This is a genomic window from Oceanobacillus sojae (assembly GCF_900162665.1).
In the GTDB taxonomy this organism is placed as follows: domain Bacteria; phylum Bacillota; class Bacilli; order Bacillales; family Amphibacillaceae; genus Oceanobacillus; species Oceanobacillus sojae_A.
Genome location: NZ_LT727809.1, coordinates 55,315 through 81,835, shown reverse-complemented (window position 1 = coordinate 81,835; position 26,521 = coordinate 55,315). Strand labels below are relative to the sequence as shown.

The following is a 26,521-nucleotide window of genomic DNA, read 5'->3' as shown; positions in this document are numbered from 1 at the left end:
TTTGTTAATATTCGTTTGGCAACAGACCTGTTTCAATATATTCTTCGATATCTTCTTCTACTTGCATTTTTACATGCCCAGGGATAGAGGAATGAAGCTCACCAAGGGAGATATAACCATCCTTAAAATCATAGGTGTAAATTTTCCCTTCCAGGTCCTGTTTATTAAAATCATCTGCTACTGATTTATACAATTCGCCAATATGTTGAATGGTACTGGTCAAAACAGCGTCAGGAGCAACCTCCTTCTGATCCATCATATAACCAATTGCAAAAAGACCATCATTCTCTGCCTTTTTTATGATGCTTTCACTAAAAGAGTCTCCGATCGGGTAAAAAATGTCTACCCCCTGCTGCTCCATTTCATTATATTTTTCCAGAGCAAGATCAACATTATTCCAATCATTTATATAATCAAATTTTATATCAGCCTCTTTGTTTACGTATTTAACTCCTTCAAAGAAGCCCTCTATCTCCGGTTGCCAGACATAGGCAGCAATAATGCCTATGTCATTACTGCTCGTCATATGGCCGGCAATCATCCCTGCAAAAAATCCCATTGCATGTGCATTAAAATTAATGGAAGTTACATTTTCCCGTGATTCTCCTCCATTTACATACACAAAATGAACATCAGGATAACTCTCTGCCAACGTCATAAAATACTCTCCGTAAATATTGCTGTGTCCATAAATTAAGTTAACACCATCATTTACAAACTCGTCGACAGCCTGCTGCACCTGATGCATTGTTTCTATATTCTCTTCATAAAACACATCGACATCGTATTTATCGCCTATCTCCTGCATCGCTTGGTATCCTTGTTCTGTCCAAGGATTATTATCTATTTCTGCATCCGTTATAAAACCGACATTTTGTATTTCACCTGTTTCAAAATAGGAACAAGCTGGCAGCGTGCAAATTATGAATAGAAGCATTATTAAATAGTAGATATATTTCACCCATAGCACACCCATTCTCTTACAGAAATCGCTTATTAAATGTTTTTATTGTTTTTATTGCTTCCTTTATATTTCTATTTTCCAGCAGAACCTGTTTTTTTTCAACTTTTGTGTTTGTTAAGTTATTGTTAACGGAAGTAACTTCAATTAATTTAGGCAAATGAGTCATTTTTATCCATTGTATCAATACATTTAAAAAATCGGTAATATAAATAGCATTGTTCTCCCAATCTTTATCTGTATAAGGAATAAGTCTGCCGTCCATAACTAATCCAGTCTCATTTATTTCCATGCCTTCTCCAATAAGATATGGCACTGAAATCACTGAGGTGTTCATATTATCCGGTACAATTTTCAGGCTGGTATCTGTTTGAATGTGAAATATTTTCTCAGCATTTTCCTTTATATTTTTCGTCGCTGAATCATCAATGACAATAGCGAGTTCATAATGGTTTACTGCTTGATCAATTTCCCGAAAATGACTGTTCCTGCCAAAAAAATCCTCCAGTCCGGTATCATTTCTTGCATCCCGGATGCCTTCAACCTGGCAGCCTTCATCCAATAATTTTGTCACAACATGGTATCCAACCCAATGATTATGGGGAATAACTAATATTCTCATGGAAAAAACACTCCTTTATAGAGATAGGCTTTTAATCGGGCTCTTTTTAAACATAATCCAATAGAGACAGTGTAAATTTTTATGCACACATCTACATTTGTAAAATTCAAAAAAACAGCCAGATTATATTATTATTAATTTTTCATGAATTTTTTAGAATGTTTAAAGCAACGAAAGGCTTTTCATGTTAGAATAATATTTATGATATGTCTTAGACAAGTTAGTAAAGTGAGGTGGACTTATGCGTTACATTATGACTATTTTTTGGGCTGTTGTAATTTCTTTAGCAGTCTCTTATGTACTGACAAGCATGGGGGCAGAACCGTTTGTTATACGTGATGCACTTATTTTAGCAGGCATCTTTGTATTAGCCGTTTTTGCTTTAGCCGGTTTTGTTCTAAAAGAGGATACCGAGTAAGTAAAACCCCTTGTCTAAATATATGCGACAGGGGGTTTCTATATTTCTAAAAAACATTTGTGAAGCTTAGTTGTTAAATAAAAGTTCTACATTTGTATTTTTCAGCATATTTACATAAAAGGACATGCTTCTGAATTGAAATAGGCGGATGCCAGCTCTTAAGCTGACAGCTCTAATATATTAGCGTGTTCAAAAAATGGCTGTACAATCATAGAAAAAATAAAGGAAGGTATTAAAAATGGATGCTTTAAGTAATTTATGGACACTGATTCAGTATTTTATTCTTGGCGTTGTCCAGGGTGTCACCGAGCCAATTCCGGTTTCCTCCAGCGGGCACTTAATCATCGTCAGAGAACTGTTCAATATTGAAGCCAGAGGACTTTCTTTTGAGATTTTTGTGAACTTCGCTTCCCTTCTGGCGGTTATGCTGATTTACCGAAAAGATATTATTCGTTTAATTGTTAACACATGGAAATTCTTATTTAAAGGGGATAAAGCCGCCAAAAGCGACTTTATGTTTGTTGTTTATCTTGTTATTGCAACCATTCCAGTGGGAGTTATCGGCGTATTATTTGGTGATGCACTGGGTGAGGCGTTAAGCGGCACAAACGTAGTCGGAATCACATTATTAATTACCGCTCTTGCTCTTTGGATCATCCGTAATCTTAGAGGGCGTAAACAGGATGGAGATTTGTCAACAAAGGACGCCATTATTGTCGGACTTGTTCAATCTATTGCTGTAACCCCGGGAATAAGCAGATCTGGGGCGACTATCGTTGCTTCTATGCTCGTAGGAATGAAGAAGGAAACAGCTTTACGATTTTCTTTCCTGCTTTATATCCCGGTAAGTCTCGGAACAGCTATTCTTGAAATTCCTGAAATTGCCAAAGATCCGGCAATGAGCTATCTGTGGGCACCTTACGTGGTAGCATTTATTACAGCATTTATTGCCAGTTATTTTGCTCTAAAATGGTTTATGAACATTATGCGCCATGGAAAATTGGAGTATTTTGCATACTACTGTGTAGTCGTCGGGATCCTGGTATTGATTTTCTTATAACACTTAATAAACGAAGGCATCCGCTAAAAAAATGGCGGATGCCTTCGTTATATTTCGCAGTAACAGAATAGCTGCTTTTCGATCAATCCGGGATTCCTAAGGCAATTTTCGCATAACGGGACATGTTCTCTTTACCCCAAGGCGGATTCCAAACAATATTTACTTTTGTTTCTTTTACTTCCGGAATGTCTGATAGAGCATGCTTGATATCTGCTTCAATATGCGCAGATAACGGGCAGCCCATCGCAGTCAATGTCATCGTAACTACACATAAACCCTCATCTTGCAAATCCACATCATATATTAAACCGAGATTGACAATATCAATACCTAGTTCTGGATCAATAACATTCTCTAATGCTCCCATTAGATTCTCTTTCGTTGCTTCATCCATATGTCATCCTCCTTTCCCTATTGCTATTAAACCATAATTTCAATATGTGTTCAAAAAGTATGCTAATCCAGTTTTCTTTTCCAGGGATTACGATTACCCGCCCCATTGAAAACCGCCGCAGCGGACCTCTCCTTGCCAAGTGTTCTTCTTGGCAAAAGTTGAATTCATGAAATAATTTCACATTAAATACCGTTCAAACCAATCTGCTGCACAGTGCATTGCCGGAATGCTTACTTTATGCTCTCTGCCCTTCTCCCCAATAAATTGAAGATGTTCTTTCTTTTTATAATATGATTTCACAGTTTGATAAAAGGAGCTGGAGTGCTCAAATGGAACTACTTTATCATTTTCTCCATGCCAGAACATTAATGGCCGTTCACGAAGGGATTCCATGTGAGAAGATAAATCAATTTCAGCCAGCTGTTTAAATAAATCATCTAATTCTTCTTTTGTAAATGGGGACTGGCCATTCTTCTCAACATAATACAGCAATTGTTTAGCGTATTCTTGTAATTTGGGTGTCCCCATCATCACAGCTGCTGTATTCACCCATGGATATTTTACGAGCGCCGCGCTTGTTGTGATACCTCCCATGCTGGTTCCGGCCACTCCGAGTCTATTTTCCTTTAAAAGCTTATTTTTGATTAAGTATTGGCGAATGATATCCAGTTCATTAATATTTTTTAATACAATTTCAAAGAAAGCCAGCTGCCGTTCATTATCAGATAATCCACTGCTTCTTTCGCCATGATGAAGTGCATCCGGTAAAAGCACTCGAAAACCCTTCTCTGCAAGCATATAAGCTATTGGCAAATTCTGTTCTTTAGCACTTGTAAAACCATGAAAATAAACGACGACCGGCCGCTCTTCTCCCGCAAACTTTTGATCAATAACATGTAAACAAGGTATGCCCCCAATTGGTTCCTGATAAATTCCTATCATCTTTGACACGCTTCCTTTCGCTTATCAACATACTACTTCTATTGTAAAGTTTTTGTAATATCTTTCGCAAATAATGCAGCTTTTATTTAATTTTTCTTTACTTTACATATTTTCAAATCATGGTAACATAAAGTAAAACTTCATTCAGTGGTGATTCTTTTCATCCCCACTGAATGACGTAAGGAACAAAGGCTAAGTTCGCGACGTCGTGTCGCAACGCCTTTGTGACCTACATCCTGTAGGCCCGAATGAATCGGGCCGTTACTGGCTGTTAGATCTCCCGCTAAGAATTTTCATTTCTTCTCTATTCTTGAAGCGGGAGTCATATAGCCAGTTACACTGCGGTCAAACCATAATGAGAGGTGACAGAATGGAAAATAAAAACAGACACTTAATCGCACTCGATTTAGACGGTACGTTATTGACAGATGATAAGAAAATAAGCGCAAGAAATAAACAGGCGGTATTCCAAGCGATAGAAGCCGGCCACATTGTCGTTATTGCCACAGGAAGACCCGGCCGTGCCAGTATTCAGTACTATCAGGAACTCCAATTAAAAACGCCCATGGTAAATTTCAACGGAGCGCTTGTACACCATCCTTTGGATACCGGCTGGAAAGGTATTCACACCCCGATGCCCCTGACTACTGCCCATCGGATTATTGACATTTCCAACGATATCGAAGTGAAAAATATATTAGCGGAAGTACAGGATCAGGTTTATTTAGACCAATACAGTGAAGATATTATGACTATCTTTAAAGGCTTCCCTGAGGAATCTCCTTATATTATCGGTGATATTAAGTCAAAATTACAACATGATCCTACGTCGGTTCTAATTCATCCGGATGTTTCACAGGTGCAGGAGCTGCGGGACCATTTAAATGATTATCATGCTGAAGTCATTGAGCATCGTAAATGGGGCGCACCCTGGAACATAATTGAAATCATCAAAAAAGGGATGAATAAAGCGGTTGGCCTCAAACGTATTGCAGACGAATATAATATCGCACGGGAAAATATTATCGCTTTTGGTGACGAGGATAATGATTTAGAAATGATTGATTATGCCGGTGTCGGGGTTTCAATGGGGAATGCTATTGACGAACTTGTCTCTGTTTCCAAGCATCAAACCTTAACCAATGAAGAAGATGGCATCAGCGTATTCTTAGAGGAATATTTAAATCTTGAAATGAAAAAAATTATTATTTGATCATTTTTATATGGAAGGACGCCATTCAAAATATAGGCAGCCTTCCTTTCTTTATCTCTTATAGATTTTCTGTTAATATGAACTTATGAACAATTACATGAGGAGGTACTCACATGGCAGTACATATTTCCCCCACACCGAATCCAAACGCAATGAAATATACATCGGATAAGGTTATTTTTTCTGGGACAAACAGTATTTCTGTTATGCCCGGCGATGTCAGTGAACATGAAATATTAAATGAATTAATGAAACTTGAAGACGTTGATAATGTATTTGGTTACCAAAATTTTATTACCGTTAACAAACACTTCGACGCAGACTGGGAAAATATTAACCCGAAGGTGGAAGAATTATTTGTGAAATTTGGTTATTAAAAGAGGCCGGGAGCTGTCCCGCCTCTTCTTTTTTACTGTCCAGGAAATTATAGAATTATTGCCTTGTGTATAACTATTTATAGAAAAACAGCCGCGTCCAGCTCCGAGCGCCAAACTTTAGAGATTTCACGTCACGCCCTACGATAAGTCAACATCGGTTTAAAGTAAAGGAAGGCCGACTGAAAGCAGGCTGAAGCCTAACGTCGGCATACCCCTAAAGGGGCATGTTTTCTTTATCTCAGTTGCGCCGCTCCAATCTCTACGTTTTTAAGCAGGCGCTCTGCGCTTTTGTTTCTCATTCATTTTAAACTGCAAGCTGTTTACTGAAAAAAGCCCGAATGATGCACAATTTCTAAAGAATTGTCTAATCATTCGGGCCCCTTATCTCAGGTCAGACAAATATGTATTCTACAGATTACTGTTCTGTATCTATTGGTACAAAATTTGAGTTAATTTCTTTATTATCTTCATTTTTTCCATACATAATTACAATTGGCGGCTCCTCATGCTCTAATATATCACCTGAAAAAGTCTCCATGATTTCAAAGCTTCGAAAGGCCTCTGGATCCTCCCCTTCAAGCTTAACTCTTTCTTCCTCTTGAATAATTTCTCCACCCTGCTCAATTCTGTAGAAAAAAACATCTGCTGAAGTTTTCACCTGACCAATAATATGGAATTGTTCCCCTTCTGCTGTAACATCAATTTCCTGAAACCTCACTGCATCCGTGGTCTGATTCTCTGTTTCTGCACTATCTTCGGGGCCGGCCGGTTCAATAACTTCTTCTTCTCTATTGCCGCAGCCTGCCAGCAGCACTGCAGCGGCAATAACAACATACCAACGTTTCATGTCAAACACACCTTTTTAATCTTTTCTAAAGAAACCATAAATTCCGGCAGTTTCTACAATGTTTGTAAATGCCTCCGGATCCACCTCATTAATTATTCTTTCTAAATCATACAATTCATACCTTGTAATAACAAGGTACATAAGACTTTTATCTGTTTTTGTATAAGCTCCCTTTGCAGGTAAAATCGTAATTCCTCTTATCATCTTATCGTGTATAGCTTTTTGAAGCTCATCTGTTTTCTTTGTAACAATCATCGCCGTGACCTTCTCATAACGGGTATGAATTGTATCAATCACACGGGTAGTTACATAAAGAGTCAGCATCGTGTACAAGGCATTTTCAGGCTCGTACATAATACCAGCTATAACAATAATCAAGGAATTCATAATCAAAAAATAAGTTCCAATCGGTTTATCTTTCAGACGGGATAATATCATTGCAACAATGTCCATACCACCGGTAGAAGCTCCGGCTTTTAATGTTATTCCAACACCAATACCTGCAATAACGCCTCCAAAAACAGCGTTTAATATAATATCATTAGAAATCGAAACCAGCGGCAGGATTTCTAAAAAAAGTGTTGAGAAAAAAACGGATATCACACTATAAATGGTAAATCCCTTTCCAACCTTTACCCAGCCTAGAATAAGGACAGGGATATTTAAAAGAGCCAGTAAAATACCTGTAGACAGACCAATACCTAAGAAATCATTAAAAATACTGGATAATAGCTGGGCTGCTCCTGTAAATCCACTGGCATAAACATTTGCTCCAATAAGGAAAAAGTTTAAAGAAATAGCATTTAATAATGCACCAATTATAACAATACTTATCCTTTTTGCTTCAATATAAAACACAAAACAGCCTCCTTTATTAAATTTTTTGACTAAACATTCAATTAAACGTAAACTTGATATACAAAACACATTTTAGAGAAATGGATGTGATTAAAATGTCAATCACGATTCTAGCTGACAGCGCATGCGATTTATCCGAACATTATTATAACGAATATAATATTGAAATGATACCATTAACTGTTCATCTAAACGAAAAAGACTACCGGGACAGTATCGATATTAGTCCAAAAACAATCTATGATGCTATGCGGAAAGGCAAGACTCCAAAAACATCCCAGGCATCTGTCAATCAGTTTAAAGAAATTTTCACTTCCTATGCTGAAGCGGATAAACCTTTGCTTTATGTCGCTTTTTCATCAGAATTATCGGGAACCTACCAAGCTGCAAAGATTGTTGAGCAGGAAATTAAAGAAGACTATCCAAAAGCACAGCTACATATTATTGATTCCAAATGTGCATCACTGGGGCTTGGCTTAGTAGTATTAGAAGCTGCAAAAATGGCCCTGCAGAATATCTCCTTTGACGAGCTTATTGAGCAAACCGATAAAAATGCTGCACGTATGGAGCATATATTTACCGTAGACGATTTAGAGTATCTATATCGCGGAGGCCGTGTCAGCAAGACCGCAGCTTTAGTCGGAGGCTTATTAAATATCAAGCCCCTCCTGCATGTTGCAGATGGAAAACTCATTCCTTTAGAAAAAATTCGCGGTACTAAGAAAGTACTTAAGCGAATGATTGAGGTAATGGACAAGCGAGGTAATCATTTAGAAAACCAAATCATCGGTATCAGCCATGGTGATGATTTACCTCGTGCACAGGAGCTTTCAAAATTGATACAGGACAAGTTTGGTGTCAAAGAAGAGAATATTATTATAGAAATGGTTGGATCTGTGATTGGTGCACATTCAGGTCCAGGAACCCTGGCCTTATTCTTCTACAATAAGTGATAATTTATTCTGACTTGTATGCACTATAAGAGGATGTTCAAAAAATCCAATAAAGATGACGTGGCGAATTTCTTCGTTGACGAATATTTTCCAATGGGACTGGGACTGGGACTGCGATTACTCGCCCCATCGAAGGGCTTTTGCGATTACTCGTCCCACCGAAAGCATTTGTGGACAACACAGAAGCCATCACAACACGCGCAAGTCCGTTTGTAAAATATTCGTCGCCTTGAACTTTCGACGCACAGGACGTGCTAGTGTCGGGGTTGTAACACGATGTTGCGTTCTTAGCCGACGGGCCCTATTTATCGGACTTTTTGAACACGCACTATAATAGATGAAAAATAGATTTGACACTATTTTGCTGTCAAATCTATTTTTTCATTTTTATTAATAACCTCTTTTATTGAAAACGAATCAAGAAGTATTTTTTCTTTCCTCTGCGAATGACTGTGAAAACATCTCCTAAACGATCCGCTTCATCTACAGTGTAATCCAAATCCTGTACACGGTCTCCATTGATGTAAATAGCTCCGTTTTTAACATCTTCTCTTGCCTGACGCTTGGATGAAGAAATAGAAGCATTTACTAATAAGTCAATCAGACGGGCTGGCTCCTTCAAAACATCATGATTAGGAACATCTTTAAATGCCTGTTCTACCTCTGTAACATTCAACTGTTTTATATCTCCGCTGAATAATGCTTCAGAAATTTTTTGAGCCTGAACCAGCGCAGCTTCATCATGTATACTGCGAGTCATTTCCTCAGCCAGACGCCGCTGGGCAACGCGTTTTTCCGGCTGATTTTCCACCTCTTTTTCCAATTCTGCAATTTCTTCATCAGACAGGAAAGTAAAGTATTTAATAAAACGGATAACATCACGGTCATCTACATTAATCCAAAACTGGTAAAATTCATATGGTGATGTTTTTTTAGGATCTAACCATACTGCGTTACCTGCCGTTTTCCCAAATTTCACGCCATCTGCTGTTGTGATAAGAGGTACCGTTAAGCCGAACACTTCTGCTGCTTCCCCTTGATTTTCTCTGGAGCGGCGGATCAGCTCCAGTCCGGCAGTAATATTACCCCATTGATCACTTCCGCCGATTTGCAGTGTACAATTTTCTTCTTCGTACAGCCGTAAAAAGTCTAAAGACTGCAGAATCATGTAACTGAACTCAGTAAATGTAATACCCTGTGCAAGCCTTGCTGAAACGGAATCCTTTGACAGCATGTAATTGATGCCAAAATGCTTTCCTGCACCGCGAAGAAAATCAATAATTGTCATATTCCCTAACCAGTCATGGTTATTACGGGAAATAACCTGATTGTCATTCGATGTATCATCCATATCAACGATTTTAGCAATTTGATTTTGTATACTTTCCGTAAAACCAAAAACAACCTCTTCTGTATTCAGGCTGCGTTCACTTGAGCGTCCGCTTGGATCCCCAATCATCCCTGTTCCACCGCCGACTAAAGCAATCGGTTTATGTCCTGCCCGCTGAAATCTGCGCAGCATGGTTAAAGGAACCAGATGACCAATATGCAGACTGTCTGCCGTCGGGTCAAACCCACAGTATAATGTTACCTGATTATTTTCGAGATGCTTCTCTAATCCATCCCGATCAGTAACTTGATTAATTAATCCTCTGTTTTCTAAGTCTTGTAAAATGTTCATGATTCTTCCTCCTTGATTTTTTTGTCACACCTGCAGCCCCTGCTGTTAAATCCACTTTTTAAAGAGAGAAAATAAAAAAACCCGTCTCCTCTCATAAAAGAAAGGGACGAGTTGGATTCGCGGTACCACCCTTGTTGCTGTATATACAGCCACTTAAGGTTTGTTAACGATGTTTTACACCGTTCTTCTTATGAACAAACAGCCCGTAAGAAGAAATGCTCCAGATTGTAATTCGCATGTGAATGTATACTGACTTGCACCAACCGTCAGTTCTCTGATACAGGGATTCACAACGCTACTCCGATCCTTCAATGCTTCATAATTTATCTGATACTATTCATAGCATAAATAACATTTCTATGCAACTATTTTCTTATCGTCTTACTACCAAACTCCATTTTCTCTATGTTATAATAAATGTAGAATTAGGAGGTCTAATGTAGATTATGAAAGAAAACCTGCAACGTTTTTTTAATACAATAAAGAACTGGTGGAAAAAAGGCATTCTCCAGCAGGCATCAAGAATTACATATGACGTTGTTTGGAATATTGTATTATTTGTCATGATTATTGGTGTCATCGGCGGAATTTTTGTCGGTGGAATTGGACTTGGATATTTTGCATCACTGGTCCATGATGAACCGCTGAGAAGTGAAGCATCAATGGCAGAGGATATTTACAATTATTCTGAGACGTCCAGTATTTATTTTGCAAATGATGTTTACTTAGGAGATATCAGAAGTGATTTATACCGTGAGGAAGTAAAGCTCGATAATATCTCCCCTACACTGGTTAATGCTGTTATCGCAACAGAGGATGAGTATTTTCACGAGCACGAAGGTGTTGTGCCGAAAGCTATCTTAAGAGCAACGGCGCAGGAATTTCTAAACTCCTCTGTACAGACTGGAGGAAGTACGCTCACACAGCAGCTTATTAAGAATCAGATTCTGACGGATGAAGTATCATTTGATCGAAAAGCCAAAGAAATATTATTAGCAATGCGGCTGGAAAATTATTTTACAAAAGACGAAATCATAGAAGCTTATTTAAATATTATCCCTTATGGAAGAAATTCATCCGGTCGTAATATTGCAGGTATACAAACTGCATCCAAAGGTATTTTTGGTGTCGATGCTTCCGAGCTGACTCTTCCGCAGGCAGCTTACCTGGCAGGGCTTCCACAGGGTCCTTCCTCTTATACACCTTTTACAGCTGAAGGTGAACGGAAGTCAGAGGAAGATTTACAGCCTGGGATTAATCGTATGAAAACTGTTTTAAACCGCATGCATGATATGGAGTATATAACGGACGAAGAATTGGAAGAAGCCGCAAATTATGATATTGCCGGTGATTTTATTGATGCTGTCCCTTCTTCCACTGATCAATACCCTTATGTCACCTATGAAGTGGAAAAACGGGCAAAAGAGATTATTCGGGGATTATTGATGGAAGAGGATGGCGTAACAGAGGAAGATTTAGCAGAAGATGATGATTTAAGGAAAGAGTATGCAGAACGCACAGAAAAAGAAATGCGTGACGGCGGCTATCAAATTCATACGACCATTAACAAAGAAATGTATGATGCTATGGAAGAAGCTGCACAAAATTATTCAGACTATGGTTATGCCCAAACCTATACTGCAACAAACAGTGATGGGGAAGAATATGAAGTAACACAGCCAATTCAGGCGGGGGCTATCATGGTTGAAAATAATACCGGTAAAATTCTTTCATTTGTCGGCGGCCGCGGATTTGATGAAGATCACCAGGTAAATTTTGCTACCGATACAAAACGATCTCCCGGCAGTACGATTAAACCATTGCTTGACTACGCGCCAGCAATGGAGGAAGGTGTTCTTCAGCCGGCAACACCTATCGCTGATTATCCGCAATCATATCCAGATGGAGGCCCTCCAATAAGAAACTATGGCGGGGGTAATTACGGAATTGTTTCTGCACGCACAGCGCTTGCAAATTCATATAATATTCCGGCTGTAGATACGTATCTGAAGATCATTGATAAAGATCCCGCTGCTAAATATTTAGAAAAGATGGGTGTCACTTCTTTAACAGAAAGTGATCATACTATTCCTTCTCTCTCTATCGGAGCGATGGACTATGGTATGTCGGTAGAAGAAAATGTCAATGCCTTTTCTACATTTGGTAATAACGGAAAATTTGCAGATGCCTATATGATTGATAAAATTACCAACGCTGAGGGCGATGTCCTTTACGAGCATGAGACAGAGCCTGTGGAGGTTTTTTCTCCGCAAACGACTTATCTGACTGTAGATATGATGCGTGATGTTATTGATAATGGAACAGCCCGTTATCTTAATTCCCAACTTCAAAATACAAATGTTGACTGGGCCGGAAAAACCGGAACATCTCAAGACTATCACGATGCCTGGTTTGTTGCGACAAATCCAAATGTCACATTCGGCACCTGGATTGGCTATGAAAAACCGGCACCGATTGATCATCCTTACCATCTCACATACAGTCAACGTAACATGAAGCTGTGGACAGAATTAATTAATGCCTCTGCAAAGGTCGACCCGGTCTTAGTAACACCAGAGAAGCGATTTGAGCGGCCGGACGGTATTGTGGAACGAAGCTATTGCGCAGTATCAGGGAAGCTTCCATCTGATTTATGTAAAGAAGTAGGGCTTGTCAAAACAGATTTATTTGACTCCCGCTATGTACCGACCGAAAAAGATAACAGTTTAACAAAAGGAAGCAGACTTGTTCCTAAATCAAGCGATGACGGAAATTCAATGAGTAAAGGTAATGGCATTATGTTTAACCCTGACTGGCTTAGGGAAGAAGGCTATGATAATATGAGCGACTTTTCGATGCTCTACCCAAGAACAGAAACAGATAAATGGTTGAAAATAGGAATTCCAGCCAGTATGTCCTCATCCAGCTCAAACGATGAGGACGATTAACCAAACTATATTTCAAGTAAAACCTCAGGCTGTCAAAAGATTTTTTGGCAGCCTGAAGTTTTTTGTAATCCATTTCCTGTAATTATCAAAAAATACTAAAAAAAAGTAACTGTTTTCTGTATAATGGATAGTAAGAGCATTTTGTATTTCATAAAGGTGGTGAATGGATGAAACATACAAAGGAATTTGATTCAATCCTTTTAGAAACAGATGCAGGAGTATTAACGATTGAAGGGCCTGTTTCACGCCAGCAATTGGAACAATATCATTTTCATGAGGAATTAACTGCATTTCGTCCTGCTGATAAGCAATTTGAAGCTCTCTTAGACATTTCCGAATTAAAAGAAGCACGGATTTTAATCGCCCGTACTACGGATACGATTATCGGGTATGTGACTTATTTGCACCCTGATCCATTAGAACGGTGGTCCAAATTTCAAATGGAGGATTTAATTGAGCTTGGCGCAATTGAAATAATCCGCAAATACCGTGGCGGCGGTGTTGGTTCTACGCTGCTCCGTCAATCTATGCAGGATCCGTATATGGAAAATTATATTGTTATTTCAACGGAATATTATTGGCATTGGGACCTTGATTACAGTCAATTAAGTATCTGGGATTATCGTAAAGTAATGGAAAAAATGATGGCTGCAGGCGGTCTGCTTCCTGCCCCTACTGACGAGCCTGAGATCAACTCCCACCCTGCTAACTGCTTAATGGTCCGAATAGGAAGCAATGTACCACAGAAATCGATTGAGTTATTTGATAAGATGCGTTTTTTAGGAGTAAACCATTATTAAAAGAGATATAACTGAAGGGGGATTTTACCATGCTGGTTGAAGAATTAATGAACAGAAATATGATAACGCTTCCACCAACAGCAACGATTAATGAAGCTCTGCAGCTGCTGGAAAAACATAAAATTAGACATATTACTATCGTTGACGACAATATGGAGATTCTTGGCATCGTTTCTGATCGTGATGTCAGAGATGCAAGTCCATCTACTTTTTTGGATACAAGTGATTTCCACATTCTTAACAAAGAGATCCAGACCATCATGACAAGTCCGGTCATCACCATTCACCCAATGGATTTTGTAGAAGAAATTGCTTATATTTTCTATGATAAAGAGATTGCCTGCCTGCCGGTTGTCAGTCGAAATAAGCTTGTCGGCGTTGTAACAGAAAAAGATATGCTTTATAAATTAATCCAGTTAACCGGAACACATGAACAGAGCTCTCTCATTGAAGTAAAAGTACCAGATAAACCCGGCGAGCTTCCAAGGGTTGCGGCTGTTTTCGGAAATCATAACGTAAATATTGTTTCTGTATTGCTTTATCCTTATAAAGACCCTGACTATAAAATACTTGTCTTTCGTGTCAAAACATTAAATCCTATGCCAATTATTAATGATCTCCGGGAGGCCGGTTACACGCTTCTCTGGCCAAATAATATTATGGAGCCGAAAAAATGACAAAAAAGGCTGGTTTTATCTATACTCCAGATTTTTTAAATTATCAATTCTCAGCAGATCATCCATTTAATCATAAAAGGGTCCTGCTTACCAAAGAATTGCTGGAGGAGCAATCCACATTAATAACGGAGGATTTAATTACGCCGCGTATTGCTGCGGATGACGAGATTGCACTTTTTCATGATGCATCCTATATCGAAGCAGTGAAAAGAGCAGGCAATGGGGATTTAAAGGAAGATCGGGCACAGGAATATGGCTTGGGAACAGAGGATACTCCTATTTTTTCAAATATGCATCAGGCTTCCGCGCAATTAGTCGGGGGTACTCTTACAGCTGTTGATAAAATTTTAAATGGAGATTATAAAAAAATAGCCAATATTGGCGGCGGGCTGCATCACGGGTTCCAGCGGAAAGCATCCGGATTCTGTATTTATAATGATTGTGCAATTGCCATTAAATATTTACGTGAGCAGGAGGATTTAAAAGTCCTTTATGTAGATACAGACGCCCATCATGGTGATGGCGTACAGTCGGGCTTTTATGATGATCCAAATGTCTGTACTTTTTCAATCCATGAAACGGGACGCTATCTTTTTCCAGGTACGGGCAATGTAAGTGAAAGAGGAATAAAAAGTGGACATGGCTACAGCTTTAATTTACCTATTGATGCATTTACAGAGGATGAATCTTTCTTAGAGCTGTATGAAACAGCTTTACGGAAAATTGCTGCCTTCTTCCAGCCTGATATTATCGTGACACAAAACGGCGCTGACAGCCACTGTCTCGACCCTTTAACACATCTTTGCGGCACCATGAAGTCATTTGAAAGAATACCTGCCATTGCCTCAGAAATCGCTGATACGTATTGCAATGGAAGATGGCTGGCTGTCGGCGGCGGCGGTTATGATATGTGGCGTGTTGTTCCGCGTGCCTGGGGACAGGTATGGAATGTGATGAAAACAGGCATAGCATGCAAAGGAGCGTTACCTGAAAAATGGCTTAAAAAATGGCAGCAGGAATCTCCTGTCACTCTTCCCGAGAGCTGGCAGGATGGTGCTGATATTCAGCCAAACATTCCAAGAAAAGCAGAGATTACGGAGAAAAATAAATTATTATTGGAGGATATGCTTAAATATACGGTTATTATTTGATTGTATAAGCATTCATTGTGTAGAACAACTATAGATGACACATAGTAAAAGACAAAGCAGATTATCAGATACCATCTCATAACTGCTTTGTCTTTATTATAGAATACTTTATTTCGTAGAATCTCTAAATTCCATACGATGCGGCAATACAACATTCTTTTCTTCTACTTCTTCGTCATTCATATACTTTGTCAGAAGTCTCATACCAACAGCTCCGATGTCATACGTCGGCTGGACAACTGTTGTCAGCTTAGGGCGAACCATGCTTGCTAAACGGATATTATCAAATCCAAATACCTCAATATCCTCAGGTACATTTAATCCATTATCCTGCGCACCGTGAATTACACCTAAAGCAATCTCATCATACATAACAAATACAGACGCCGGACGGTTCTCTAATTTCAAAAAGTGCTCCATTGCTTCTATACCGGTTGAATAAGCATAGGAACCTTTATAAATGTAATCTTCATTCGGCTCCATACCGGCCTCTTTCAAAGCACGCAAATATCCATTTGTTTTTAATGTATTCACACTGGTATCTGCCTGGCTTCCTACTAAAGCGGGCAGCTGGTTTGTCTTCTCAATTAATGTTTTCGTAGCTTCATATGCAGCCAGTTCATAATCAATATTAACAGAAGGAATGGTATCTGTCGGATCATACGTAGAAGCCAGTACAACCGGAACAGAGCTTGTCTGGAACTGATGGATATGCTCTTCTGTTATGTTTCCGCCCATAAATAGAATACCGTCTACCTGTTTTTCAAGCATCGTATTGATTAATTCTATTTCCTTATCCTTATTTTGATCAGAGCTGCTTAAAATAATATTATATTTATACATCGTTGCAATATCTTCTATTCCACGGGCCAGCTCTGAAAAGAAAATATTAGATATATCGGGAATAATAGCACCAATTGTTGTTGTTTTCTTACTTGCCAATCCACGTGCCACTGCGTTAGGACGATATCCTAATTGTTCAATCGTTGCTAATACTTTCTTTCTTGTTGTCGGTTTTACATTTGGATTTCCATTGACAACCCGCGACACAGTTGCCATGGAAACATTTGCCTCTCTTGCTACATCATAAATTGTAACAGTCATATTTATCTGCCTCCTAAAATTCAATTTATACAAGAACTAATGCTGCATCTATTTATATATCATACGCTACCATGAAAAAAATTACAAAGCTTTCATGAAAACAAAATGAAAGTTTTCATAAATATACTTAAGTAAGTGTCCAAAAAGTATTCAAATTAGAAGCAAGAAGGTCACGGCAACGCAGAAATTCGCCGCTTATCATTTGGGTACTTTTTGGATATCCTCTTAGTATAACATACCTTATTATTATTATATCCAAACCTGTAACTTTGAAAACCTTTTACATTATTTATAGATATACTCTTTTCTTGCATTATAAAAACTACCTCAGAAATTATACCATTAATTTTTGAGGTAGTCTTTATAATAGTCTTTATTATTTTTTCAAACGATTTTCAACATCTTTAATTTCTTTAAAGAATTGATCAAATGTAGGAATGTCCATTTGCTGTGCTGAATCAGACAATGCAACCGCAGGGTCTGGGTGAACCTCAGCCATAACACCATCTGCACCAACAGCGATTGCTGCTTTGGCAGTAGGCAATAATAAATCTCTTCGGCCTGTTGAATGCGTAACATCAACGAATACCGGTAAATGTGTTTCCTGTTTTAAAATAGGTACCGCAGAAATATCTAATGTATTACGTGTTGCTTTTTCGTATGTACGAATTCCGCGTTCACATAGCATAATATTTCCGTTTCCTCTGGACATGATGTACTCTGCCGCATTGATGAATTCTTGAATCGTTGCTGATAATCCGCGTTTTAACAGTACAGGCTTGCTGGCATCCCCAGCAGCCTTTAATAATTCAAAGTTCTGCATGTTTCTTGCGCCAATTTGTACAACATCAATATAATCAACTGCTTTTTCTAAATCAGCAGGATTTACAATTTCACTAATAACAGCTAAATCATATTCATCTGCTACTTTTTTCAGAATCTCTAACCCTTCTATTCCAAGTCCTTGGAAATCATATGGAGAGGTTCTTGGCTTAAACGCTCCACCACGAAGCAGTTTTAACCCTTTTTCTTTCACAGAAGCAGCTACAGCAGCTACCTGCTCGTATCCTTCTACTGCACATGGACCAAATACATAGCTGATTCCGCCGGCTCCAACTTTTTCACCCTTCAGATCAACCACTGTATTTTCAGCCTGTTTTTTTCTGGATACTAAGAGTGCTTTACTGTTATCTTCTTCCTGAAGCTCAAGACTAGCTTTAAAGATTTCTTTAAAAATATGTTCAAGTGTCGAATCTTGAAAAGGACCACTATTATTATTTTTAATTTTATCTAGCATTTCACGCTCACGCACTGGATCAAAGCGTTTAATACTCTGTTTGGTTTTTAAGTCACCAATCTCTTGATTAATACTTGCTCTCTTGTTAATCAATTCTAGTATTTCCAAATTAACCTTGTCCATTTGCTGTCTTAACTGCTCCATTTCATTACTCATTTTACACTCTCCTCAAATCTCTTAATCATTTAGAATAATTAGAGACCATTATAGCTAAGATTTTTCTATTTGTCACCACTTAATTAATGTAAAATTTTAATTCTTATAGAAAATCGGAAAAAAGAAGCCTTATTATTTTGGTATATCTGGAAATAAGCTAAAGAGTGTTTCCACTTTTTAAGCCTGTAAATGCTATATGTTTTCCCTGTGGAAACGATTGATCTGCACTATTGCACCTGGAAAATTTATTCAAAAAAACATTGACGGGGCACCCGTCAATGTTTTTTTAAGTATTATGATTTTTTATTTACTTCTTTTTTCACTTCATTAGCTGCCTGCTTTGTTTCTTTTTTTACTTCTGCTGTTTTTTTAGAAACTGTTTCTTCTGCTTCTGCTTTTTTATCTGCAGTCTCTTTTTTTACATCTTCTATTTTATCTGATATTTCGTCTTTTAAGTCAGATGCTTTTTCTCTTGCATCATCCAGCTTATCTCCCGCAGTATCCTGGACATCGCTCAGTTTATCTTCTACTGTATCTTTTAAATCAGCAGTTTTCTTTTTTACGTTTTCTGTAAGCTCCTGAGATTTTGTCGCAACTGTTTTGGACAAGTCTGAAGTTACATCCACAGCTTTTTTCGTTAAATCAGAAGTTGCCGAATATGCTTTGTCTTTTAATTCTGAGCCTTTTTCCTGAGCCGTTCCAGCTAACTCGGTTGCACGGTTTCTTACTTGGATTGCTCCCTCATTAATATCTCCGCGAAGTTCTTTCCCTGATTTTGGTGCAAGTAATAAAGCTGTAGCAGCTCCTACAAAGCTCCCCACAAGTGTACCTATAATAAAATCCTTCGTGTTAATTTGATTATCTGCCATCTTTATAACCTCCTGAGATTTAATTAGAATTTGTTTTGCGCTTATTCCAATATTCGAAGATCGAAGCGCCCCATTTAACTGCTTGTGCAGCTTTTTCCTGGTCCTCTTTTGAGTGCTTAGAAATAATATTAGATAATTGCTGTAATGACTTATTAAAGTCCTCTACTGTATCACCTATTCCCTTTGCTCCCTGAATTAAACCATCAAGTTGAGATGATTTATGAGTTAAATCATCTACCAGTCCTTTTGATTTCTCAACAACCTCTGTTGCTTCACCGGCAACCCCTTTCACTTGAAGATCAATCTTACCTAAAGTTTGAAGAACTTCTTCCATCGTTTTTTTTGTGTTAACTAATAAAATGACCATATAAATCATTAAAATGAGCAAGGCAGCTACGGCAATCGCCAGTGCACTATAGAGGATAACTTCCATATACATATCACTCCTTTGTTCCTTATTCGTCTGTGCCGGTTAAAAGCTTTATAAGGGATAGTATGTACTTCTTAAAGAGGTTTGTCCAGACAGCGGGTATCATCCAGTGGACAATATAAAATTCCCTGCTTCACCTGTTCTGCCGGAAACGATAATTAATTACCTCTTTTAGAGTAGTCATGATAGATGCAGGGTCATTTTTAAAAAGCGGTAATATTTCAAACATACCAGCTTTCATATGCACCATAATTTATTCTTACCCCGCATTTTCTAAAAATAAACTACATTTCCGCTTAAAAAGATTTAATCCTTATTCCTATTGTATCTTATTTTTCTGTTTAAATACAACATCAACCTGTTTACTGGCTGAAGTGTAACATGAATATTATATCAGCCATTGCTCTGATCAGGAATACCATACACTTCATATTGCTATCCAATTAAAAAATTCCGTATAAAAAAAGCAGCGAACTCCAGTTCACTGCTTTTTTTATTATGCAAATGTCTCTTCGTAGGATTTTTGGAATTTTTGAATATCCCCTGCCCCCATAAAAATTAACACGCTGTCCTTATATTCCTGTAAAACCTCTGTATGTTCTAAATTTAAAATATTACTCTCAGGAATAAGATTTTGTAAGTCTTCAATGGTTAATTGGCCGGATTGTTCACGTGCAGATCCAAAAATATCACATAGATATACTTTATCCGCCTGGTTCAGACTATCTGCAAACTCTTGCAGGAATGTTTTTGTCCGCGTAAATGTATGCGGCTGGAATATAGCAACCACCTGCTTTTGGGGATATTTTTTCCGAGCCGTCTCAATCGTTACCGCAATCTCTTTAGGATGATGCGCATAATCATCCACTACAACCTGAGAACCGATTTCTTTCTCTGTAAAGCGCCGTTTAACCCCTTTAAACGTACTTATTTCTTTCATACATTCCACTGGAAGCCCTTCATATTGGCATATTGCTATAACAGCTAGTGAATTTAAAACTGTATGATTTCCAAATGTAGGAATAAAGAAGTGCTCATAGTAGGTGCTTCGAACAAACACATCGAATTCTGTACCATGTTCCGTTTCTATAACATTTTTCGCTTGAAAATCATTTGTTTCATTAAAACCATAATAAATAATTGGCACCTTCGTGTGTATACCCTGCAGTTCTTCATCATCGCCGCAGGCAACAATTCCTTTTTTCACCCGGTCAGCCATTGATTGAAAAGCGTCAACAACATCCTCTAAACTTGTAAAATAATCCGGATGATCAAAATCAATATTTGTCATAATCGCATAGTCCGGCTCATAGCTTAAAAAGTGTCTGCGGTATTCACATGCTTCAAAGGCAAAGTATTTACTGTCAACATGTCCACGTCCTGTCCCATCTCCAATTAAATAAGAGATAGGGTACGCACTCTCTAAAACATGCGATAACAGCCCTGTCGTCGTGGTTTTCCCATGTGCACCTGTAACAGCAATACTTGTGTATTGTTTTAACCATTCTCCTAAAAATTCATGATACCAGTAAAATTTACATCCCTGCTCTTTTGCTTCTTTTATTTCAACATGATCCTCCGGAAAAGCATTTCCGGCAATAATTGTATAATCTGATTTAATATTATCCTTTGAGAAAGAAAAGATAGGGATATTTTTTTCTTCCAAAGATACCTGTGTAAAGATACGGTTATCAATATCTGATCCCTGTACCTTCTCACCTGAATCATGAAGAATTTGTGCTAAAGCACTCATTCCTGTTCCTTTTATACCTATAAAATGGTAAGTTGTCATAAAACGAACCTCCAACGTTTTTTCATCTATTCATTTTCATGTCATTTTTTCTATAATTATCAGCAATTTTTCCAGGGCGCGGGTGGCCGCTGTCCCATTCAATGGATTATAACAAATAAATAACTTATTTTAAAGCAAAATTTTTTATTTCAAAGCTTTTGAAAGCAAATTTAAGAAAACGGAACGTTCTTAATAAAAGTTCGTGCACAAAAAGTTCCGACGGTTTTCGATGGGCAAGCCCCAAATTGGAAGCAGGAAGATTAACGTGCTTATCATTTGAGGGCTTTTTGAATATCTTCTATAAGTGTGTGTTCAAAAAGGCCGATGAATAGGACCAAGAAGTTCAAGGCGACGGGAGTTTTACTAACGGACTTTCACAGGATGTGATGGCTTCTGTGTTGTCCACAGGACGTGGACGGCCTTAACAGAAGTTTCTCTATGCTTTTAAATACGTGAGTAACGCTTTTGGTGGGGCGAGTAATCGCAGCCCCATTGTAAAACTCCCGTCAACGCACTTCTCACGTGTTGCGGTGGCTTCTACGTTGCCCACACGACGTGGGCGCCTTTAGTAGAAGATCCTCTTATCGCCGTGTCATTTTTATTGGACTTTTTGAACATCCTCTATAAAAAGAAATATCTGTTTCTGTACAAATGGATTCCTATATCCCATTCTATACAGATAATGTATCATATGTGCTTTTGCCTCAAAATTTCTTGCCTTCGTGAAAAGCTCCCTTTATATTTTAGTAACTTTCAAGAATTATAGCAACTTTTTTCACTTCTCTTTTTTGCACCAAGAAAGAAGAGACAGCTTACATACTGTCTCTCTGTGTTTTTGTAATCAAAATCTCCCGTGCACGGCTGCCATTCTGCCCGGAAATAATTCCTCTTTGCTCCAGTGAGTCAATTAGTCTCGCTGCACGGTTATAGCCTATTTTGAAATGTCTTTGCAAGGAGGACGTGCTTGCACTATTCTGTTGTAATACAAAATCGATGGCGGCATCTAAGAGGTCATCCTCTTCTTCATCTATCTGTATTTGCTCTAACAATTCTTCCTGTTCAAACAGATACTGCGGCTCCGCCATTGATTTTGCATAGCTTGCAACGCGTTCTATTTCCTCATCGGATACAAACGGGCCCTGTAAACGGACGCTTTTACCGGCACCATTCTCCACAAGAAGCATATCCCCTCTTCCAAGTAATTTTTCCGCACCGCTGGAATCAATAATGGTTCGAGAATCTACTTGAGAAGATACACTGAATGCAATTCTTGTAGGAATATTTGCTTTAATCAGGCCTGTAATAACATCCACTGATGGGCGTTGGGTTGCAAGCAGAAGGTGAATACCGCATGCTCTTGCTTTCTGGGCGATTCTGCTGATAGCATCTTCCACGTCCTGCGGAGACATCATCATCAAATCTGCTAATTCATCAATAACAATAACAATAAACGGCATTTTTTTATCTGTTCTTCCTTCGCGCACCATTTTTTGGTTATACCTTCCTATATCTCTTACACCTTCATGTACAAAACGGTCATAACGATCCTCCATTTCTGCTACAGCCCATTTAAGACTTTGTGTAGCAGCTTTGACGTCCGTAATAACAGGCGAAACAAGATGAGGTATACCATTATATGGAGCAAGCTCAACCATTTTCGGATCAATCAATAGAATCCTTACATCCTCATGACTGGCGTTGTAAATTAAGCTCACCAGGATTGTATTGATACAGACACTTTTACCGGATCCTGTAGCCCCTGCAATCAAACCATGCGGCATCTTATTAATGTCAATTACTTTAGGCATTCCTTCAATCGTGAGGCCCAGAGCTACACTTAACGGGGAGCGGCTGTCTTTAAAATCATCAGATTCAATAATACGCTGGATACCAACCGTTTCAGGATGGAGGTTAGGAACCTCAATACCAACGGTGTTTTTACCCGGAATAGGTGCCTCAATCCGGATATCCTTCGCGGACATATTTAATTTTAAATCGTCTGCTAAATTTTTTATTTTACTAACCTTTACGCCCATCTCCGGCTGTACCTCAAAGCGTGTTACAGACGGGCCCTGTGTTGCTTTGACTACCTTTGCCTTTACCTGAAAATGCTTCAACGTTTCCTCCAGGAGATTTTGCTGCTCTTCCAGCCATTCTTCATCCTCCTCTGTGGATTTAACAGGGGGATCATTCAATAAATGTAAAGGAACATCTCTTGTTTTTTGCTCTTGGGGCGTGCCAGTAAATGTATTAGCCGGTTCTGTATTTTCAACATGTGTTTTGTTGATTTTTTCTTCAGCTTTACGAAGCTCCCCTTCCCGCTTTTGATGTGCTTCCTGCAATCGCTGAAATGTTTCTTCACGTTTTTTCTGTTCATGTAAATTCTTTTTATCCCGCGGGGTCATCATTACATTAAAAGCCGTTGCAGTATTGGTTTGTCTACTGTAATCAGGTGTCTGGCTGCCGGCTGTCGTATGAATTGGATTCCTTTTTTGGGATTGGGCATTCTCTTCCTGTCTTGAAGGTTTTTCCCGCTCAGCTATTTCTTTTATTTCTGTATCCTCTTCCGTGCTGACTTCCTGCTCGTCTTCTTTTATTTGCTCTAATTCCTTTTCCTCTGCTGAACTATCCTTCTGGTAGTTGTCTGATTTACTTTCTTCCTTCAATAAATCAGTTTGTTCTTCCTCAGAATGATATATTGCATTATTTGAAGACAGCAGTATTTCCTGCTCTTCCGTCAGTGCTTCAGAATGGACAGCAGTATCCTCTAAAGTAGCTGCTGTTTCATGATCTGTTTGATACTTCGCTTCTTTTCTTTGATAAGCAGGCACTTCATGAAGTAATTTAGTCTCTCTTGACTGAAAACCGTAAATCGGGGATGGAACCTCCGTCGGCTGAAAAGGAACATCCGGATTTTTCTTATAGACTTTCCTGCCCGGTTTATTTTCTTCCTGCAATTTATTACGTGTATGCAGCGCAGATTCTTTTCTTCTTTGATTTGGCAATGTACGGAGATTCTTTGTGCTTTTATCTGAAATGGTTTCTTTTCTTTGCCTGTTCTCTCTATTTTCTATGCCTTCTCTGATTTGTCTTCTTTCTCTTCTTTCCTGTACAATTTCTTGATTTCTTCTTTTGTAGCTTGGTTGTTTATCAATTGTCTGTTCTTTCTTTTGATCAACAGTATCAGGAATTACCGGAAACTTAAATGTTCGTCCGGAAGGATAATGGTATGTCATTTTTGTCTGGATATTTGGTTGTTTTTCAGAGTCTTCCACTTCAACCTCAATTAATTCTTCAACTTCCACTTCTTTTGTAAATATGTTTTTGAGCCGTTCTTTCCATTGCTCCCACCACATATGCATTCACTCATTTCCTTAATTGTTCATACTGTTCATTCTAGCAGTTTTTAATAGGTATTTAAATTATTCCTGCGATAAAATTCCCTTTAGATTTACCAGATAAGCAAAGCACACATTTGTTTTGTTTTCCTTATCCTTTTGTATCGTTTAAAAAATCCCCTGCCGGCACAAGGGATTTGTAAATTAAAATGTAAATTCTTCGCCAATTTGATAAGTATCGTCTAATACGTAAATACCTTTTTCCTGCGGTGCATTTGGTAAGCCCAGTTCTTTTTGCGAACAAACCATTCCATTGGAAGGTACACCTCTTAATTCAGATGCTTTTATTTTCATTCCGCTTGGCATTGTTGCTCCTACTTTGGCCACAACAACCTTTTGTCCTTCATCAATATTAGGAGCGCCACAAACGATTTGTAAGGTTTCTTCTCCAACGTCAATTTGACATACACTTAGTTTATCCGCATTTTCATGAGCCTGTTTTGACTTAACAAATCCTACTACAAATTTCGGACGCAAATCAAATTCAAGGGGGTCATCTATACCTTTTTGCTGGAAAAGTGTACGAATTTTAGCTAGAAACTCTTCTGTTAAAGGAATGGCGCCATTTTTTCCATCTAAATTAAAATATGTGGAAGCCCGGAAAATATTATATCCAAGCACTTCCCCTTCTGTTGAAGTTATTTTTGTAATATCATCATTTGTTTCTTCCTTCAATTCGTATCGATTACCTTCTTTAACAGGGAGGATCAATACATCTCCAATTCCCTGGCGGTTATAAAAAACATCCATCACATTCACTCCTAATTCTTCTCTGGTCTATTTTTTGCCAATATAAATACCGGCTCTAATTTTTTATTTTCATAAACAAATGGCAAAGAAGTAATTGGAATTCTTCCATCAGCAAAAAACTTCATGGTCATTTGTGCTAAAATATCATATCCTGTTTTATTTTGAATATCACCTAAAATAAGAACATCCTGATGTGGTACAGCTACAGTTAACTCCCCTTTTGCATTCGCAAGCATTTCTTCTAAAAATGCTTCATTCAAAATGCGGCTGGCATCATAACCATCCTGCGTTGCCAGAAAATAGAAATCATTTCCCGCCACCTGGTCTACTTTAGGCTGATAGGATAAGGAACGAATATTAAAAGCCGCTATTTCATCCAGCCTTTCTTTAGTCCATTCTTCTTCCCCTAATAATTCTTCATCAATAAGACGGTAGGACTTTCCTAAATCAAGTGCATAGAAAACCCTTGTTTCCGCAGTATGATCTTTAAAAATGAGCTTCTTTCCAGCCTTTGTTTCCGTTGGGAAAGAAGGGGAACGCAGTACTGGAAAAATCTGCTTCTCCATTCCTTTTAAATGCTGTGTCTGATTCATGATTTTCAATGCTTCATGAACATGCTCCACAATTTCTTCGACAGCTTCCATCCCCCGCTCATTGTATTTAGCAATTAAGTTAGGCAGGGAAACCGTCATTCCTTCTTTTGATTCTTTCCACTCAATTCGCACTGCATCATCATCACGCTTGTACACAATCCGATAATCAGGATTTTTCAATTCATCCTCCAGCAGGTGCTTCATCTTGATGCTGGTCATTTTTGCCATAA

At 38.4% G+C, this 26,521-nt stretch carries 24 protein-coding genes and 1 other annotated feature; of the genes, 9 read left to right on the top strand and 15 right to left on the bottom strand.

The features are described from left to right. Window positions 1–4 precede the first annotated feature (4 nt). Window positions 5–961, bottom strand: coding sequence for a BMP family ABC transporter substrate-binding protein (locus BN1068_RS00675; RefSeq protein WP_077600922.1), 957 nt, complete (start codon window positions 959–961; stop codon window positions 5–7). 19 nt (window positions 962–980) lie between these two features. Next, window positions 981–1,583: an NAD(P)-dependent oxidoreductase gene (locus BN1068_RS00670; protein WP_077600921.1), complete on the bottom strand. Its 603-nt coding sequence runs from the start codon at window positions 1,581–1,583 to the stop codon at window positions 981–983. 241 nt (window positions 1,584–1,824) lie between these two features. Between BN1068_RS00670 and BN1068_RS00665 the strand changes: the two genes are divergently transcribed. Together BN1068_RS00665 and BN1068_RS00660 are read left to right on the top strand one after the other, a co-directional pair. Next, window positions 1,825–2,001 carry a DUF2929 family protein gene (locus BN1068_RS00665; RefSeq protein WP_077600920.1) on the top strand — a complete coding sequence of 59 codons (177 nt, stop codon included), beginning with the start codon at window positions 1,825–1,827 and terminating at the stop codon, window positions 1,999–2,001. A 238-nt stretch (window positions 2,002–2,239) separates the two neighbouring features. Next, complete coding sequence (locus BN1068_RS00660; protein WP_077600919.1) at window positions 2,240–3,061, top strand: undecaprenyl-diphosphate phosphatase; 822 nt, start codon at window positions 2,240–2,242, stop codon at window positions 3,059–3,061. An 82-nt stretch (window positions 3,062–3,143) separates the two neighbouring features. On the opposite strand, the gene BN1068_RS00655 is transcribed toward BN1068_RS00660, so the two are convergent. Continuing rightward, the gene (locus BN1068_RS00655) at window positions 3,144–3,455 is read right to left on the bottom strand and encodes a metal-sulfur cluster assembly factor (protein ID WP_077600918.1); all 312 of its coding nucleotides are present in this window, start codon (window positions 3,453–3,455) and stop codon (window positions 3,144–3,146) included. A 177-nt stretch (window positions 3,456–3,632) separates the two neighbouring features. Beyond that, a complete protein-coding gene (gene yjfP / locus BN1068_RS00650) occupies window positions 3,633–4,397 on the bottom strand; it encodes an esterase (protein ID WP_077600917.1) in 765 nt (254 codons plus the stop codon). Window positions 4,398–4,767: 370 nt separating this feature from the next. Here yjfP and BN1068_RS00645 point away from each other — a divergent pair, with 370 nt between their 5' ends. Next, window positions 4,768–5,610 (top strand): Cof-type HAD-IIB family hydrolase, encoded by an 843-nt coding sequence (locus BN1068_RS00645; protein ID WP_077600916.1) that lies wholly within the window; start codon window positions 4,768–4,770, stop codon window positions 5,608–5,610. A gap of 113 nt (window positions 5,611–5,723) precedes the next feature. After that, window positions 5,724–5,987, top strand: coding sequence for a NifU N-terminal domain-containing protein (locus BN1068_RS00640; protein ID WP_077600915.1), 264 nt, complete (start codon window positions 5,724–5,726; stop codon window positions 5,985–5,987). A gap of 415 nt (window positions 5,988–6,402) precedes the next feature. Here BN1068_RS00640 and BN1068_RS00635 read toward each other — a convergent pair whose 3' ends face one another. Both BN1068_RS00635 and BN1068_RS00630 read right to left on the bottom strand, forming a co-directional pair. Further along, a complete protein-coding gene (locus BN1068_RS00635) occupies window positions 6,403–6,834 on the bottom strand; it encodes a putative periplasmic lipoprotein (protein ID WP_077600914.1) in 432 nt (143 codons plus the stop codon). 15 nt (window positions 6,835–6,849) lie between these two features. Next, window positions 6,850–7,692 carry a YitT family protein gene (locus BN1068_RS00630; protein WP_077600913.1) on the bottom strand — a complete coding sequence of 281 codons (843 nt, stop codon included), beginning with the start codon at window positions 7,690–7,692 and terminating at the stop codon, window positions 6,850–6,852. A gap of 95 nt (window positions 7,693–7,787) precedes the next feature. On the opposite strand from BN1068_RS00630, the gene BN1068_RS00625 reads away from it, so the two are divergent. After that, the gene (locus BN1068_RS00625; RefSeq protein WP_077600912.1) at window positions 7,788–8,645 is read left to right on the top strand and encodes a DegV family protein; all 858 of its coding nucleotides are present in this window, start codon (window positions 7,788–7,790) and stop codon (window positions 8,643–8,645) included. 403 nt (window positions 8,646–9,048) lie between these two features. On the opposite strand, the gene tyrS is transcribed toward BN1068_RS00625, so the two are convergent. Further along, window positions 9,049–10,326, bottom strand: a complete 1,278-nt coding sequence (tyrS, locus tag BN1068_RS00620) for a tyrosine--tRNA ligase (protein ID WP_077600911.1) — start codon at window positions 10,324–10,326, stop codon at window positions 9,049–9,051. A 99-nt stretch (window positions 10,327–10,425) separates the two neighbouring features. Next, window positions 10,426–10,647: a binding site (T-box leader), on the bottom strand. A gap of 125 nt (window positions 10,648–10,772) precedes the next feature. Here tyrS and BN1068_RS00615 point away from each other — a divergent pair. The 4 genes from BN1068_RS00615 (at window position 10,773) to BN1068_RS00600 (ending at window position 15,902) form a co-directional block, all read left to right on the top strand. Continuing rightward, complete coding sequence (locus tag BN1068_RS00615) at window positions 10,773–13,274, top strand: transglycosylase domain-containing protein (RefSeq protein WP_077600910.1); 2,502 nt, start codon at window positions 10,773–10,775, stop codon at window positions 13,272–13,274. A 167-nt stretch (window positions 13,275–13,441) separates the two neighbouring features. Beyond that, window positions 13,442–14,074, top strand: coding sequence for a GNAT family N-acetyltransferase (locus BN1068_RS00610; protein ID WP_077600909.1), 633 nt, complete (start codon window positions 13,442–13,444; stop codon window positions 14,072–14,074). A gap of 29 nt (window positions 14,075–14,103) precedes the next feature. Continuing rightward, entirely contained in the window at window positions 14,104–14,751 is a 648-nt protein-coding gene (locus BN1068_RS00605; protein WP_077600908.1) for an acetoin utilization AcuB family protein, read from the top strand. Then, on the top strand, window positions 14,748–15,902 hold the full coding sequence (locus BN1068_RS00600; protein ID WP_077600907.1) for an acetoin utilization protein AcuC: 1,155 nt from the start codon (window positions 14,748–14,750) through the stop codon (window positions 15,900–15,902). The genes BN1068_RS00605 and BN1068_RS00600 overlap by 4 nt, the downstream gene beginning before the upstream one ends. 108 nt (window positions 15,903–16,010) lie before the next feature. Here the strand turns inward: BN1068_RS00600 and ccpA are convergent, their stop codons facing one another. From ccpA to BN1068_RS00560, 8 genes are all read right to left on the bottom strand, one after another. Beyond that, a complete protein-coding gene (ccpA, locus tag BN1068_RS00595; protein WP_077600906.1) occupies window positions 16,011–17,006 on the bottom strand; it encodes a catabolite control protein A in 996 nt (331 codons plus the stop codon). 376 nt (window positions 17,007–17,382) lie between these two features. Continuing rightward, entirely contained in the window at window positions 17,383–18,459 is a 1,077-nt protein-coding gene (locus BN1068_RS00590; protein WP_077600905.1) for a bifunctional 3-deoxy-7-phosphoheptulonate synthase/chorismate mutase, read from the bottom strand. 293 nt (window positions 18,460–18,752) lie between these two features. Beyond that, the gene (locus BN1068_RS00585; RefSeq protein WP_077600904.1) at window positions 18,753–19,328 is read right to left on the bottom strand and encodes a YtxH domain-containing protein; all 576 of its coding nucleotides are present in this window, start codon (window positions 19,326–19,328) and stop codon (window positions 18,753–18,755) included. Between the two features lie 19 nt (window positions 19,329–19,347). Then, entirely contained in the window at window positions 19,348–19,761 is a 414-nt protein-coding gene (locus tag BN1068_RS00580) for a DUF948 domain-containing protein (RefSeq protein WP_077600903.1), read from the bottom strand. Between the two features lie 493 nt (window positions 19,762–20,254). Further along, on the bottom strand, window positions 20,255–21,550 hold the full coding sequence (gene murC / locus BN1068_RS00575; protein ID WP_077600902.1) for a UDP-N-acetylmuramate--L-alanine ligase: 1,296 nt from the start codon (window positions 21,548–21,550) through the stop codon (window positions 20,255–20,257). A gap of 812 nt (window positions 21,551–22,362) precedes the next feature. Next, the gene (locus BN1068_RS00570; protein ID WP_254846679.1) at window positions 22,363–24,912 is read right to left on the bottom strand and encodes a DNA translocase FtsK; all 2,550 of its coding nucleotides are present in this window, start codon (window positions 24,910–24,912) and stop codon (window positions 22,363–22,365) included. A gap of 180 nt (window positions 24,913–25,092) precedes the next feature. Next, window positions 25,093–25,698: a YtpR family tRNA-binding protein gene (gene ytpR / locus BN1068_RS00565; protein ID WP_077600901.1), complete on the bottom strand. Its 606-nt coding sequence runs from the start codon at window positions 25,696–25,698 to the stop codon at window positions 25,093–25,095. Window positions 25,699–25,709: 11 nt separating this feature from the next. After that, window positions 25,710–26,519: a DUF1444 domain-containing protein gene (locus BN1068_RS00560; protein WP_077600900.1), complete on the bottom strand. Its 810-nt coding sequence runs from the start codon at window positions 26,517–26,519 to the stop codon at window positions 25,710–25,712. Between the last annotated feature and the right edge of the window lie 2 nt (window positions 26,520–26,521).